Origin of the sequence: Gleimia sp. 6138-11-ORH1, from assembly GCF_024814355.1 — a bacterium.
GTDB lineage: Bacteria > Actinomycetota > Actinomycetes > Actinomycetales > Actinomycetaceae > Gleimia.
The window spans coordinates 46,559-60,714 of record NZ_JANUXV010000003.1 but is presented as its reverse complement, the minus strand read 5'-3'; the positions used below and the strand labels follow the sequence as shown (position 1 = coordinate 60,714).

The following is a 14,156-nucleotide window of genomic DNA, read 5'->3' as shown; positions in this document are numbered from 1 at the left end:
TTTTCACCCGATATTTCGATGTAGGGTCAGTTCTGCCTGCCCGTTGCAGAGCTTAACAGTTACCGCATCTAACCTGGCTTTATGATAGGTTTCCTGCCCTATTAGCCACTGCACTATTCCTTTACGAAGTGAAGCTAGTTTTGCAGGTGTAATACTCTCAAGGGCACTGCCTTTAGTGTCTGTGGTGCGAGTTCTGACTTCTACGAATACGACTACGTCATCTTCTAAGGCGATTATGTCCAGTTCTGCTCCGCGGTAAGTTACATTTTGCGCTAGTATTTTCCAACCCAATGTTTCCAGGTATTGGGCGGCTAATCTTTCTCCAGTTTTGCCAATTAACTGTTTGTGGTGGGTCATTTTCTTTGCTCCTGTAGTGTGCCCGGCACTTTCTGTCAGTTATTAACTGAGTTCTTGATTTTTACTTTGCCTAAACTCTTTTCCCCTTACCTCCACCTGCCTAAAACACTGTGGAAAACCTTTTGTCGCGCGTTCTTGGGGACATTCTTAATCTGCTACCTGCAGCAGATCCGCTACTTCTGGAGTAAGCCTTTAGAATCACTGCGTGTGCTTACCCACATTGAGATAAAACACTCGAAAAATCTGGTCAAATATGGCAAACTAAAGCAGTTGAGAACAGTTGCGTTACCTGCCGCGGGGGGCCGCAAGAACTGCTTTTCAACTCAGAATGTCGGTGAACTTAGTTCACCCAATCCAACAGTGGTGACCTGCGGCATGGCTGTTGAGGAGATAACATGCAGAAATTAGATATTGTTGACGCACCTTCATTGCGCGATGATATTCCATTGTTCCGTGCTGGCGACACCGTAAAGGTACACGTACGTGTTACCGAAGGTAACCGTTCTCGTATCCAGGTGTTCCAGGGCATCGTTATTCGCCGTCACGGCGAAGGTGTTCGTGAAACTTACACAGTTCGTAAAGTATCTTTCGGTGTGGGCGTAGAACGTACTTTCCCAGTACACACCCCAACCGTAGAGAAGATCGAGGTTGTAACCCGCGGTCGCGTACGTCGTGCGAAGCTTTACTACCTGCGTGATCGTCACGGTAAGGCAGCTAAGGTTCGCGAGCTACGCGAAAACTAAGCCTAAGTTTTTAGCCCCGGTGGTTTCACCGGGGCTAAAATCATAGTAGTGCTTTCCCCACTTTTCATTTCCAAGGACAAACTATGAGCGAAACCCAATCGAAAAAAAATCTTCCTTACGAAGGTACCCGCGCTCAGCGCAGAGCTCACCGTCCCCTGCATGCCATGCCCAATACTCATCCCGCTGAATCAGCTAAAACTGAATCCAGCTTTGGAAGTAAACTCGAAAAAGTAGAAAGCACTGCCACCAGTTCCAGTACCCGACCTTTTCCCAGTCGCGTTGAACTGCGAGCGCAACAAAATCAGGGTAAAACGACCGACCCTACAGAAAGCGAAACTACCGCTGAACCGCAAAGCAAACTCCGTAAAGTAGGTTCATTCATTCGCGAATATACGATTGTGATTGTACTGGCGGTAACTATTTCTGCTTTAATCCGCGCTTTTCTTTTCCAAGCGTTCTGGATCCCTTCCGGTTCTATGAGCCCAACTTTAGAAGTGGGCGATTCAGTTGCAGTTTCTAGACTCACCCCACGTTTTTTTGAGATTAAACGCGGTGACGTAATCGTTTTCAACGATACGCAACAGTGGCTTCCCCCCGCTGCAGAAAATGACAGTAAACTAAACTGGATTATTAAACCACTCGAATTTTTAGGACTTCGCCCCGCCTCTTCTGAACAGTTTTTAGTAAAAAGAGTAATCGGAGTGCCAGGTGATAAAGTGGTCTGCTGCAACAGCCTAGACCAGCTAGTCATCAACGATAAACCCATCACCGAACCCTATTTGGCAAGTGGTTCTGACAACTCCCTCATTCCTTTTGAAGTGACTATACCAGAGGGAAAACTCTGGGTAATGGGAGATAACCGCAATAACTCCGCCGATTCACGCGCACACCGAAACGTGAATAACGGGATGGTTAATATTGAAGACGTAGTTGGCAAAGTAGTGGTGGTGATCTGGCCACACACCAGCTGGAAAAACCCCACTAACCACGAACCATTTAATGAAGTTCCCAACCAGCCGGTGAAATCTAACTGATATGACTGGAAGCGTAAAATTCCAAACCAGTCCCAGCTATGAGCGGGAACTTTCTGCAAAATACGGTATTGTCATCGGCATGGATGAAGTCGGCAGAGGTGCTTTAGCAGGCCCGGTTGGAGTAGGTGCCGCCGTAGCTTCCTTTAGTGAACCACCAGCTGGCCTAACTGACTCTAAAGCATTAAACGTTAAACAAAGAAACACCTATGTGAAACTTGCCGCGGACTGGGCGTTAGCCTCCGCAGTTTGTTTTAGTGACAATACGGTAGTTGATTCAGAGGGAATAGTTACCGCCATGCGGATAGCGGGGATTAGCGCCCTCGAGAAAATAAAAGCTGCCGGATACGTTGCCAACGTGGTGCTTTTAGACGGCTCCCACGACTGGCTGACTCCCCCACAGGACTTACTCAGTTTTGCAACTGACCCGCTGGTGGCGCGTTTCGACGCAGTAGGCGCTCCGCAAGTAATTATGAAAGTAAAAGCCGACGCACAGTGTACGGTAGTCGCCGCCGCTTCAGTGATAGCGAAAGTTGCCCGCGATGAGTACATGGAAACGGTTACTGACCCCGGCTATGGGTGGGCGCGCAACAAAGGATACGGTTCGGCCGCGCATAAGAAAGCAATTGCCGCACTTGGGCCCAGCTCACTACACAGAACCAGTTGGAAACTGGTTTAATAGCAATAGGATTAGATTGAGAGGACACAGATGAGCCAGGATATTGAAGGTTACGAAAACAACCTAGAGTTGGACCTTTTCAAAGAATACCGCGACGTAATGCATCTGTTCACCTACGTAGTGGAAACCGAACGACGCTTCTACTTATGTAACCAAGTTGATGTGCAGGTTAAGCCAGTTGGAAATGACGTGTTCTTTGAACTGCGCATGAGTGACGCCTGGGTCTGGGATATTTACCGTCCAGCCCGCTTCGTTAAAACCGTTCACGTACTATCTTTTAAAGACGTCAATATCGAAGAAATCGCTAAATCCGACCTGGATATTCCCGGGGCGTAACATTATGCCAGCATCACTACAACTGGCACACGTTCGTCCCCCTGTCTTTCAACCATAGGATAATCTACGCATCCCCATTGAATAAGCTCAATACCGTTATCCTTTGACAGAACACCACACTGCAAAAAAGGTATTTCCGTGGCATCCTACGCTATGTAGCCCCCACTATTTTGCATAGACTAACACTTGCACAAAGTGACGCCCCTGCGCATTCTGCAAGGAGATCCTTCCTCGCTTCGCAAATCCTAACGCTCGGGCTGCGTTAATCAGGGGTTTTGCTTCAGACTCCACCAACGCTACGAGTTGCCTCGGGATACCATCTAATCCCTGTGCGGAAAGTTCACTGTGGGCAGTAACAAAATGACGCAATAAAGCAACTTTTAACGCCATATTTCCCGGCGCATCCCAGTCTTTTACCACTACTTGATTCTGTGTCCGCAAACGCTGTGGTAAGTGACTTTTTTCCCCTTCCACCCAAGAAAGAGATCCTAAAAACTTACCACTGTGGTCAGCTGCCCACACGCTTTGCGCAGTCACCGTGAAATTGACTTTATGCCAGCCGCCCTCGGCGTTATGTATCCAACCGTAGAAAGCCAAAGTTGCCAAGTCGCGTTCACTTAAAGAGGCCGGGTCTAAAGCCTGTACTAAATCAGGGCGGCGCGTGGCGGTACGCATTAAAGAAATTTCCCGGCGCCACTGCTCGATTTCTGCGTGGTTTCCACCGCGCAACACCTGCGGTACTTCCCTCCCCTGCCACGCAAGCGGGCGCGTATAAGCGGGGTATTCCAACAGGTTATTTTCAAATGATTCCTCAACTAAGGACTCGGGATTAGACATAAAGCCATCTAGCAGGCGCGCTACCGCTTCAACTAGCACCAAAGCAGCCACTTCCCCGCCGTTAAGCACATAGTCGCCGATAGAGTATTCTAAAACTTCTACGTCAGTATCTTCCCGGTAGTGTTCCACCACCCGATAGTCGATTCCTTCATAGCGGCCACAGGCAAAAACAATCTGATCGGCGCTAACAAGACTCCGCGCGATTTCCTGAGTTAAAGGAATCCCACTGGGAGTGGGGACCGCCAGCACGCGCCTACCAAAAGCAGAAACTACCTGATCTAAAGCTCTGCCCCAAATATCGGCGCGCATAACCATACCAGCACCGCCACCATAAGGCGCGTCATCTACCGTGCGGTGTTTATCTTCAGTCCAATCTCGCAGGTCATGGACCTTAATGGAAATCTGCCCCTTTTGAACTGCCTTTCCCATTAGAGAAAGGTCTAAAGCGTTGAAATACTGGGGGAAAATTGAGATGAAATCAAAACGCATTGGTAAACCTACTGCGAATTTTCAGCGGAGGAATCAAAGTTTTCATCAAATAATCCACCCGGCGGATCAAGTAGCACCACTTCGGCTTCTTCATCAATTTCTGGAACCAGTTCTTCAACGAATGGGACCAGTACTTTACGACCCGCATAACTAACTTCTAACAGGTCCTGTGCGTCCCCTAAAATCAGGTCAGTGACTTCCCCTAAGTTAGTACCGTCTACGTGTTTTGCTGTAAAACCAATCAGCTCGTGAGCGTACCAAGCGTCTTCTTCTAACTCTACTTCGTCAGCGTCAATTACCAGTTTCACCCCACGTAAAGCTTCAGCCGCATTACGGTCTGAGTGTCCACTAAAACGGACTGCTAAACGCCCCTTGTGAACCCGCACCGTTTCTACGGTTAAAGGGCCGGCGGCAGTGGGAATAGTGCGGAACTGGGCGGTAGGATAAATCCGTTCTTCAGGAATATCCGTGTGTAGGTTTAAAAGTACTTCACCTTTGAGAGCATGGGCTGCGCCTACTTCCGCTACTGTTAAATCCAATTTAATTCCTTTACTGGCCGGTTTACCCATGCAGGTAAATACTGTAGTTAGTTTCCTACTGAAACTGAGTACTATATTTAGTTTCTAGTATAGTTTAGGGCGGTGTGAAGCTTGTTCACACCGCCCTAAACTAGAAAGGATTAGTCCCGATCGGTATCGATTACGTCTACGCGAACAGGTCCTCTGGTTGAAAGCGCAGAAATCACTGAGCGCAAAGCACGTGCGGTCCGACCGTTACGGCCAATTACACGTCCCAAGTCATCTGGGTTTACGCGGACTTCTAAAAGCTGGCCTCGGCGCATAGAACGCGAGGTAACTTCAACATCCTCAGGATTATCAACAATCCCGCTTACCAAATGCTCAAGTGCGTCAGCTAACATGCTCAGGCTTCCTCAGTTGCAGCTTCTTCAGCTACTTCTTCAGCGGATGCTTCTTCAGCAGCAGCTGCAGCTGCCTTTTCTGCTTCTTCCTTAGCCTTTGCTTCAGCCAGGTCAGCCTTACGCTTAATAGCTTCTTCTTCTGCAGCCTTGATTGCCTTAGCAGCTGCTTCAGCGTCAGCAGAAGCGTACTTAACGCGAGAAACAGGGTTCTTAACACCCTTATGTGCTGCCCAGTCACCGGTCAGCTTCAGTAGGTTCAGAACCTGATCGGATGGCTGTGCGCCCACACCCAACCAGTACTGTGCCCGTTCACCCTTAATTTCGATGACAGATGGGGTACGAGTTGGATCGTAAATACCAATTTCTTCAATAACGCGACCGTCACGCTTCTTACGCTGGTCAACAACTACAACACGGTAGAAAGGTGCATGGATTTTGCCCATGCGCTTTAGTCGAATACGAACTGCCACTTTAGTGGTCACTCCTCATTATTAGTTTTGGATTCATTTATTTATCCGGGGGTCATGGATACATATATGAATCCCGGACGCGAAGTCCTACAGAGAGAGGGTCTGCATACTTCGAGTACAACTACTTATTTTGCCAGATTTAACGCGAAAACCCAAAGCGTTTTAGAAAATCAAAGGGAAAAATAAAGGTGTGATTGCTCACCCTAAGCTGATTCATCACTAACTTGCCCTAAATGTACAAACTTCGGGGTAGCTAAAATCGAAAGATCCTCCACCGGATTACGCTCATAAACCACCAGGTCCGCCACGGCGCCCTCGGAAAGAGAAGCAAATCCCAAATAGTCACGTGCCTGCCAAGTTGTCATATCGATAATCTGCTGGTTAGAAAAACCCATCTCTTTCCAGCGCAGCATTTCTGCGGGCAGCTGCCCGTGCGGCTGGAAACCACCCGCATCAGTTCCCGGCAAAAGCCGCACGCCACTATCCACAAAGTTCTCCAGTACCCGCTTATGGCCCGCTTGTAAAGCCAACATATGCTCGGCATAAACAGGATATTTCTTCCCCGCTGCCGCAGCGAACTGATTAAATAAACCAACCTGCAGCAAAGTGGGAGTAATTGCGATTCCCAGGCGAGCAGCTTCGTTAATTTGCTCCGCACTCATCCCCGTACCATGTTCAATACAGTCCACTTGGGCTGCCAGTAAACTGTCAATAGTTGCGCGGGCGAAAGTGTGAACGGTAACGCGCCCACCTATCTCATGCACCGCAGCAACTCCATCTGCTAAAGCCTGCCGATCCCACAGGGGTTTTAGATCTGAACTGGTCCCGTCACTGCGGTCAATCCAGTCCCCCACCAGCTTCACCCAGCCGTCACCGGCGCGCGCTTGCGCCACCATCGCTGCGGGCAGCTGAGCATCAGTGGCCAGTTCCAAAGCCGAGCCTTGAATGTAGCGTTTAGGCTTAGCCAGATGCCGCCCGGCACGCACTAAACGGAGCGTATCGGGGTGGTTGGCAACGTGTGAGTTATCGTTAGGGGAACCGCAGTCTCTGACCAGCAAAGTTCCTGAGCGGTGGTTTTCGCGGGCTTGCTCCAGCATTTCTGCCCCCGTGGCAAAGCCTCCCATTTTAATCCCGATATGGCAGTGGACATCTACCAGTCCCGGCAAAATCCACCCCTCTACGTCGGCACTTCCCGTGGCAGGAACTTGGTAGATACGGCCGTTTTCAATCAGAAAGTCGCCCTGCACCCAAGTTGGGTTTTTTAAGGGCCGTACTAAAGTATCTTTTCCCGAGGGCGAGGGTTTCACCACGTATGGGGAATCCCCCACCGAAGCGGGGGATTGCCATAAAATTTTCCCACGTAAACGCAGGGCAGGCACTACAGGCCACCTAACATACGACGGATGTCTTCGGGAAGCTCATCTAAAGTTGGTCGAGGCGCATCAACTGGAGCGGAAGCTCCAAAAGCAGCGCCAGCGCGATGTTGTTTCGGAATCATCTCTCCCAGTTCTTGCCGGCGGCGTTTCGCGGGGTTGCCGGAAACTTTACTCTTTGACTTTTTCTTCGCCTGTTTTGGTTTACGAGCGTTTGCGCGTTTACCGGAAGCTGGCAGATTGCCAAAGCCTGGCATTGCGCCTCCTCCGGCCATTCCCCCCATGCGTTTCATCATTTCTTTCGCAGCTTCAAAACGCTTTAACAGAGAATTTACTTCGGTAACGGTAGTTCCTGAACCTTTTGCAATACGTGCTCGGCGTGAACCGTTTAGTAGTCGCACGTCGCGCCGCTCAGCGGGGGTCATGGAACGGACGATGGCTTCAATCCGATTAACTTCTTTTTCGTCGAAGTTATCGAGCTGTCCTTTCATTTGTCCCATGCCGGGGAGCATTCCCAGGATTTTCTTCATCGAACCAAGTTTGCGGATTTGCTGTAGTTGGCTGAGGAAGTCTTCTAAGGTGAGTTCTCCAGAAAGAGCTTTCAGTGCTGCTTCTTGAGCGCTTTCTTGGTCGATTTTCTTTTCTGCCTGCTCAATCAGGGTGAGAATATCACCCATGTCGAGGATACGGCTGGCCATCCGGTCGGGGTGGAACCGTTCAAAGTCGTCCAGTCCTTCCCCGGTGGAGGCAAAGAGAATAGGTTGTCCGGTTACACCGCGGACAGATAGGGCGGCACCACCGCGAGCGTCACCGTCGAGTTTAGAAAGGACTACGCCGGTGAAGCCTACTCCGTCACGGAAAGCTACTGAAGTTTGTACGGCGTCCTGGCCGACCATGGCGTCCAGGACGAAGATGATTTCGTGTGGGTTTACCGCGTCACGAATGTTGCGGGCCTGCTGCATCATTTCTTCGTCTACGCCCAGGCGTCCGGCGGTATCGACAACTACCAGGTCGTAGCCGTTTTCAATCGCGTGATTAACGCCGGTGCGGGCTACTTGGACGGGGTCTCCAATGCCGTTACCTGGTTCTGGGGCCCAGACGTCCACTCCGGCGCGTTCGCCAACTACCTGCAGCTGGTTTACGGCGTTGGGGCGTTGGAGGTCTGAGGCTACCAGCAGAACGCGTTTATTTTCTCCGCGCATCCATTTGGCAAGTTTTCCCGCCAGGGTGGTTTTACCCGCACCTTGGAGACCGGCCAGCATGAAGATGGTGGGGCCGCGTTGGGCGAAGTGTAGTTCGCGGGTTTCCCCGCCGAGGATTTCCACCAGTTCGTCGTGTACAACGCGGACTACCTGCTGTCCGGGTTTAAGTCCTTTGGTGACGGTGGCCCCCAGGGCTTTTTCTTTAACGTTGGCTACGAATTGGCGGACAACTGGCAGTGCCACGTCTGCGTCTAACAGGGCGCGGCGGATTTCTGCTGCGGTTGCGTCAATGTCTGCTTCGGTGATTACGCCTTTGCCGCGTAGTTTCCGGAAAGAGTCACTTAGTTTATCTGATAGGTTTTGGAACACTTGAAGCCCTTGGCTAGTTTGCTTTCACTCGGTGGAGTGCTTACTTTTCTACGTTTGATTCTAGCGTTAATTGAGGATTGCGTCGACGAAGTCTTCTGGGTTGAAGGGGGCCAGGTCGTCTGCGCCTTCTCCCAGGCCAACTAATTTCACGGGAACTCCCAGGGTGCGTTGGACGGAAACCACTACCCCGCCTTTAGCTGAGCCGTCTAGTTTTGTAAGGACTACCCCGGTTACGTCTACTACTTCTGCAAAGACTTCAGCTTGGCGCATTCCGTTTTGTCCGGTGGTGGCGTCTAGGACTAAGAGGACTTCAGAGACGGGGCCGCGTTTTTCCATGACGCGTTTTACTTTGCCCAGTTCGTCCATGAGGGTGGATTTGTTTTGGAGTCGTCCGGCGGTGTCTACGAGGACTACGTCGGCGGTAACTTCTTGTCCGCGTTTAACTGCGTCGAAAGCTACTGAAGCTGGGTCGGCTCCTTCTATTTCAGAACGTACGGTTTCTACGCCTACTCTTTCTCCCCAGGTGGTGAGTTGTTCGGCTGCGGCGGCGCGGAAAGTGTCGGCTGCGCCGAGGACTACTTTACGATTTTCAGATACCAGTAGGCGGGCTAGTTTACCCACGGTGGTGGTTTTGCCGGTGCCGTTTACACCTACCATTAAGACTACCGCTGGGTGGCGAGTGCCGTCTGTAGTTTCGGTGACTTCCAGTTTCAGACTGCGATCTAAGTCGGGGTTTACCAGTTTCAGCAGTTCTGCGCGGAGGAGTTCTTTGGCTTCTTTCGGGTCGGTAGTATTTTTTACCTGCACGGCGGCGCGCAGATTTGCCATGATTTCTTCGGTGGCTTCTAACCCCAGGTCAGCCATGAGGAGGGTGTCTTCAAATTCTTCCCAGTCGCTTTCAGAAAGGTCACCTTTGGAAAGGAGGCCCAGTAGCATTTTCCCTAAAGAGCCGGAACCGGCCAGGCGGGAGCGGAGCCGTTCCATTCTCCCAGCTGCACTTTCAGGCTGTTCTAAAGCTGGGATGGTAGCTTCTGCGATTACTTCTGCAAGTTTTTCTGCAGTGATTTCTTGTTCGAGGGCGTCACCGGAAGTTTCTGGTTCTGCCGGGGGTTCCTCGGCGGAGGGTTTGCTTTCTAAACGTGGTTTTTCAGTTGGTTTAGGAAGTTCTTTACGGCGGGTGGAAACGGTGAACCAGATTCCCCCGATAACCAAAAGGCCGAAAATAATGTAGCCGATGATGGCTGGGGTAGATAGTAAGAAATCGTAATTTGTAGTCATAGTTTTAATCATACTAAACTGCGGTACAGTTAGCGCTTTGGTACCCTCAGCCAGATATAAAACTATTAGATTAAACTAACTTGATCTAACGCCCGTTGCGCGGTTTCATGTCTTCGGGCACGGCTAACTCTTCAGCTGTTAGATACCCCGAACCCAAGGTGGCGTTTTCATCGACGACTTTATAGAAATCGCCTTGTGTGGGAGCGACTGGCTCATAAACTATTCCGGCTTCGTCTTCTTCTTTCCACTGGCGATTTTCAGCAGTATAGTGTGTCTGCCAATCACGTAGGCTCCGCCGCGAAAGGAGGATAACCAGCAACGCACCTATTGCTAACAATAGGCTAATTCCCATTACAAATAGAAAAACTAAAAGAATTCCAGTCACACTTGTATCTTCTCAAATTAGCTGCGTAAAAACGCTGATTTGAACGCAAGTTTCAGAAAATGCCAGCTAACTCTTATCTTCAACTCTAAAGGTCAGCTCAGAAGAGGAGCTTTTAATCGTGGTCTTCATTTAGTCGAGATGAAACTACCTGACTTACCCCATCGCGCATAGTTACCCCGTAAAGCGCATCCGCAATCTGCATAGTGCGCTTTTGGTGAGTAATAATAATCAGCTGCGAATCTAACTGAAGTTCTTTAAAAATCTCTAAAAGCCGAGAGAGGTTCACGTCATCTAACGCGGCTTCAACCTCATCCATCACATAAAACGGGGACGGACGTGCTTTAAAAATCGCTACCAACAAAGCAATGGCCGCTAAGGAACGCTCTCCACCTGATAATAGTGAAAGCCGAGTAATCTTCTTCCCCGCTGGGCGAGCTTCAATCTCAACTCCGGTATTTAATAAATCATCCGGATCGGTGAGCGTCAGTTTCCCTTTGCCGCCGGGAAATAGGGTGGCAAACACGTGGGCGAAAGACTTTTGCACATCCGCAAAGGCCTGCGCAAAAACCTCTTGCACGCGGGTATCAACCTCTGCGACGATTTCTAATAGGTCAGCCTTAGACTGCTGGAGATCTCGCAGCTGCTCTTGCAAAAAAGTGTGCCGAGTTTGTAAAGCCTCGTATTCTTCTAACGCCAGCGGATTAACTTTCCCCAGTCGCTCTAAAGCCTTACGTGCTTTTGCTAAACGCGCTTCTTGTTCAGCTCGCACATAGGGGTAGGGTTCATCTGCTTCTACCAGTTGTTCTGGCCCAAACTGAGCTAGCAGTTCTTCAGCTTCTAAAGCAAACGCTTCCCTACCTTCAGCTGCTAAATGATCAAAACGCAACTGTAGCTCTTGTAAACTAATTTCTCCGCGGTGAAGAACTTCTTTTAGCTCCGCCACTGACTGCCGATGAGCTTCAAAGGTTTTCCGCAGCTGCCCCAGATGCTCACTATTTTCATTCCGCTGCGCCTGAGCTTGCTCCAATTCGTAAACTGCCTGCGCTAAGGCCTGCTGCGCTAAATGAAGCGGAGCTTGGACTTTTTGCTGCACTTCAGTTAAAGCCAACAAACGCTGTTTACGTTTAGCTTCTTGCCGTTGATAACGTAGTTCTTCTTCACGGGCTTTACCCAGTTGGGCACGTAAACTCCGCGCCCTATCTTTCGCGCGATTAGATTGTTCTTCTAAAGTGCGAATTTCTAACCGCAACTGAGTTTCCCCAGAGCGTGCTTTAACCGCGGCAGCTTCAGTTTCTTCAGCTTTAACTAAAGCCAGCACAACTTGTTCTTCCCCGGTGTCTTGCTGTATTTGCTCAGCTTGCACTAAACGACTTTGCGCTACCACCTCAGCTTCTTGGGCAGATTCTAACCCAGACTGAAGTTTTAGCCGCATAGCTTCTAAACGGGAAAGTTCCCCCGCAACCGCACGTTCCTGGGAAGTGGCTTTAGCACGCTCTTCCACTAACTTAGCGCGCTGCGCATCCGTTTCCCTAAGTTCTTTCAAAAGTCGGTTAGCTTCACTAACTTTAAGATCATAGTCGCGCCGCGCCTGCTGCAGCTGGTTTTCAATCTTTTCTACTTCACCGGCCGCTAAAGTAGCTTGCGTGGACGCATATTCAAAATCAGCTTGGCGTTGCAAAACTGAAACAGTCGCACCTCTGCCAGTAGCAATACTATAAGGAGTAACTTCAATCCCTGAAGCCGTAATAACTTTCCCCACCCCCGGTAGGGAAAGCAGGTTTTCAGCCGCGCTTAACTCCCCCACTAAAACACAATCCGCTAACAAATGCTCCACTAAAGTCTGGACGCCTGGGGTACATTCAACCACTGAAAGTGCCCACACAGCGCCCTCGGGAAGAATCTGCTTAGCTGCTAAATCCACTTGGCTACGAACAGAACCCACTGAAAAATCAGAAACTACCAGGCGCTGACTACCTGCCCCTTTAGAAACGCCCTGTTGCACCAGTTGCAACGCAACCTGCCATTCACCAGTCACCGCAGCGTCAGCCAACCCAGCTAAAGCTACTGCCACCTGATTTTCATATCCGGGCTGAACTTTCACAAACTGCGCTAATGTTCCTAACACATCCGCTTCAGAAAGTAACAGCGCCGTTTCATCTTCAGGTGCCAACGCTCCCGCCAACGTGTCTCGACGCGCCACCCACGTTGCCTGCTCTGAACGGGCATCGCGCTCAGCCCGCAGCAGTTTATCAACCAAATCACGCGCACTATCTCTGGCCACCCCCGCAGTTTGATGCGCCAAAGCAACTTCTGATTCACCTTCCGCTGGAAGTTGCGGAAGCTCCGCCACCAGTTGCCGCGCCAACTCCAACCGCTCGCGGGCTGCTTTAATCGATTCTTCTAAACGTTCAATCTCAGCCTGTTGCGCCGCAACCCGCTGCTGCGCTGAACGTACTTCACCGTGGAGCCGAGCCATCCGTTCTTTTTGCGTAGCCTGAGTTGCCAAAGCCTGTTTCCAAGCCTCTTGTGCCACCCGCGCTTTCGCTTCAGATGATTCTCGAAAGGTAATCGCCTCTTTCAACTTAAGCTGCGCAGCTTCTACGGCTTGGAGCAGTTCTCCGTCTTCTTGGTTTGCCTGCTGCACCCGCTGTTCTAGCTGAGTTAAATCCACATTTGGGGCCGCCAGCTGCTGTTGCGCTCCCCGCAGCCGTTCAGAAGCCACTTGGGAAAGCGTATTTAAGTTCGCACAAACCGTATTCAGTTCACGCCATAAATCAGTTAGCTGCCCGATTCGCGGTGTAGCTTGTAAGGATTGTTCTTCCGCCTGTGCCAGGTCAGTTTGGGTGCATTTCACCAGCTTTTCAAACTCGGTGATTTGTGCCAATAACTCAATTTTTCCCTGCTGGGCAGCTACTAATTTGGTTTGCAGGGCGGCTAAATCGTCTGCCAGTAAACGGGCACCGGCATCTCTTAACTCCGCTTGGACTACCTCTGCCCGGCGAGCTGCTTCTGCTTGCCGCGCTAAAGGGCGAAGTTGCCGCTGTAATTCACCTACTAAGTCTTTTACGCGCACCAGGTTAGATTCCATTGAAGTGAGTTTCTTTAGTGCCCGTTCTTTCCGGCGCCGGTGTTTTAAAACTCCGGCAGCTTCTTCAATGAAACCGCGACGTTCATCGGCACCGGCAGCCAGTACTGTGTCAAGCTGCCCCTGTCCAATAATCACGTGCATTTGCCGGCCCATGCCGGTATCGGAAAGTAGTTCTTGAATATCCAGTAGCCGACACGGAGTGTTATTTATCGAATATTCAGAACCTCCCCCGCGAAACAGTGTGCGGCTGATCGTTACTTCCGAATATTCAATCGGTAAAAGCCCATCTGAGTTATCGATCGTTAAAGAAACTTGGGCTCTGCCTAAAGCTGCCCGCTGTGAAGTACCTGCGAAAATAACGTCAGCCATCTGCCCGCCTCGCAGATTTTTGGCACCCTGTTCTCCCATCACCCAGGTGAGGGCATCTACCACGTTAGACTTACCGGAACCATTTGGGCCTACAACGCAGGTAATCCCCGGTTCCAGGTGCAGGGTCGTTGCCGAAGCAAAAGACTTAAACCCCCGGACGGTAAGTGTTTTCAGGTACATAACCACGAGTTTACCGCAGTCCCCGCTGGGATTGAAGTAACTTTGTCTGCA

Annotated in this window: 14 protein-coding genes; 4 read left to right on the top strand and 10 right to left on the bottom strand. The window is 50.4% G+C overall.

What is annotated here, in order from left to right; genetic code table 11:
* Positions 1 to 3: 3 nt before the first annotated feature.
* On the bottom strand, positions 4 to 357 hold the full coding sequence (locus NXS08_RS05310; RefSeq protein ID WP_259138153.1) for a YraN family protein: 354 nt from the start codon (positions 355 to 357) through the stop codon (positions 4 to 6).
* Between the two features lie 395 nt (positions 358 to 752).
* On the opposite strand from NXS08_RS05310, the gene rplS reads away from it, so the two are divergent.
* From rplS to NXS08_RS05290, 4 genes are all read left to right on the top strand, one after another.
* Entirely contained in the window at positions 753 to 1,100 is a 348-nt protein-coding gene (rplS, locus tag NXS08_RS05305) for a 50S ribosomal protein L19 (protein WP_259138150.1), read from the top strand.
* An 83-nt stretch (positions 1,101 to 1,183) separates the two neighbouring features.
* On the top strand, positions 1,184 to 2,134 hold the full coding sequence (gene lepB, locus NXS08_RS05300) for a signal peptidase I (RefSeq protein WP_259138148.1): 951 nt from the start codon (positions 1,184 to 1,186) through the stop codon (positions 2,132 to 2,134).
* A 1-nt stretch (position 2,135) separates the two neighbouring features.
* Entirely contained in the window at positions 2,136 to 2,810 is a 675-nt protein-coding gene (locus NXS08_RS05295) for a ribonuclease HII (protein ID WP_259138145.1), read from the top strand.
* A 30-nt stretch (positions 2,811 to 2,840) separates the two neighbouring features.
* Entirely contained in the window at positions 2,841 to 3,146 is a 306-nt protein-coding gene (locus NXS08_RS05290; RefSeq protein WP_259138142.1) for a DUF2469 domain-containing protein, read from the top strand.
* A gap of 165 nt (positions 3,147 to 3,311) precedes the next feature.
* Here the strand turns inward: NXS08_RS05290 and trmD are convergent, their stop codons facing one another.
* The 9 genes from trmD to smc all read right to left on the bottom strand — a co-directional run bounded on the left by trmD (position 3,312) and on the right by smc (position 14,105).
* Positions 3,312 to 4,472 (bottom strand): tRNA (guanosine(37)-N1)-methyltransferase TrmD, encoded by a 1,161-nt coding sequence (trmD, locus tag NXS08_RS05285; protein ID WP_259138139.1) that lies wholly within the window; start codon positions 4,470 to 4,472, stop codon positions 3,312 to 3,314.
* Between the two features lie 8 nt (positions 4,473 to 4,480).
* Positions 4,481 to 5,011: a ribosome maturation factor RimM gene (gene rimM / locus NXS08_RS05280; protein WP_259138136.1), complete on the bottom strand. Its 531-nt coding sequence runs from the start codon at positions 5,009 to 5,011 to the stop codon at positions 4,481 to 4,483.
* A gap of 140 nt (positions 5,012 to 5,151) precedes the next feature.
* Positions 5,152 to 5,391, bottom strand: a complete 240-nt coding sequence (locus tag NXS08_RS05275) for an RNA-binding protein (RefSeq protein ID WP_006546339.1) — start codon at positions 5,389 to 5,391, stop codon at positions 5,152 to 5,154.
* A gap of 2 nt (positions 5,392 to 5,393) precedes the next feature.
* Positions 5,394 to 5,861, bottom strand: coding sequence for a 30S ribosomal protein S16 (rpsP, locus tag NXS08_RS05270; protein WP_259138311.1), 468 nt, complete (start codon positions 5,859 to 5,861; stop codon positions 5,394 to 5,396).
* Positions 5,862 to 6,064: 203 nt separating this feature from the next.
* Entirely contained in the window at positions 6,065 to 7,240 is a 1,176-nt protein-coding gene (locus NXS08_RS05265) for an amidohydrolase family protein (protein WP_259138132.1), read from the bottom strand.
* Positions 7,240 to 8,805 carry a signal recognition particle protein gene (ffh, locus tag NXS08_RS05260; protein WP_259138130.1) on the bottom strand — a complete coding sequence of 522 codons (1,566 nt, stop codon included), beginning with the start codon at positions 8,803 to 8,805 and terminating at the stop codon, positions 7,240 to 7,242. The genes NXS08_RS05265 and ffh overlap by 1 nt, the downstream gene beginning before the upstream one ends.
* A gap of 66 nt (positions 8,806 to 8,871) precedes the next feature.
* Complete coding sequence (ftsY, locus tag NXS08_RS05255; RefSeq protein WP_259138128.1) at positions 8,872 to 10,083, bottom strand: signal recognition particle-docking protein FtsY; 1,212 nt, start codon at positions 10,081 to 10,083, stop codon at positions 8,872 to 8,874.
* Between the two features lie 85 nt (positions 10,084 to 10,168).
* On the bottom strand, positions 10,169 to 10,468 hold the full coding sequence (locus tag NXS08_RS05250) for a hypothetical protein (RefSeq protein ID WP_259138126.1): 300 nt from the start codon (positions 10,466 to 10,468) through the stop codon (positions 10,169 to 10,171).
* A gap of 112 nt (positions 10,469 to 10,580) precedes the next feature.
* Complete coding sequence (gene smc / locus NXS08_RS05245; protein ID WP_259138124.1) at positions 10,581 to 14,105, bottom strand: chromosome segregation protein SMC; 3,525 nt, start codon at positions 14,103 to 14,105, stop codon at positions 10,581 to 10,583.
* Positions 14,106 to 14,156: the final 51 nt, after the last annotated feature.

Excerpts from the sequence above, each read along its gene's own strand:
- smc (WP_259138124.1), bottom strand. The coding sequence starts at position 14,105 with ATGTACCTGAAAACACTTACCGTCCGGGGGTTTAAGTCTTTTGCTTCG.
- NXS08_RS05290 (WP_259138142.1), top strand. The coding sequence starts at position 2,841 with ATGAGCCAGGATATTGAAGGTTACGAAAACAACCTAGAGTTGGACCTT.
- NXS08_RS05310 (WP_259138153.1), bottom strand. The coding sequence starts at position 357 with ATGACCCACCACAAACAGTTAATTGGCAAAACTGGAGAAAGATTAGCC.
- trmD (WP_259138139.1), bottom strand. The coding sequence starts at position 4,472 with ATGCGTTTTGATTTCATCTCAATTTTCCCCCAGTATTTCAACGCTTTA.
- lepB (WP_259138148.1), top strand. The coding sequence starts at position 1,184 with ATGAGCGAAACCCAATCGAAAAAAAATCTTCCTTACGAAGGTACCCGC.
- NXS08_RS05295 (WP_259138145.1), top strand. The coding sequence starts at position 2,136 with ATGACTGGAAGCGTAAAATTCCAAACCAGTCCCAGCTATGAGCGGGAA.
- rplS (WP_259138150.1), top strand. The coding sequence starts at position 753 with ATGCAGAAATTAGATATTGTTGACGCACCTTCATTGCGCGATGATATT.
- NXS08_RS05275 (WP_006546339.1), bottom strand. The coding sequence starts at position 5,391 with ATGTTAGCTGACGCACTTGAGCATTTGGTAAGCGGGATTGTTGATAAT.
- ftsY (WP_259138128.1), bottom strand. The coding sequence starts at position 10,083 with ATGACTACAAATTACGATTTCTTACTATCTACCCCAGCCATCATCGGC.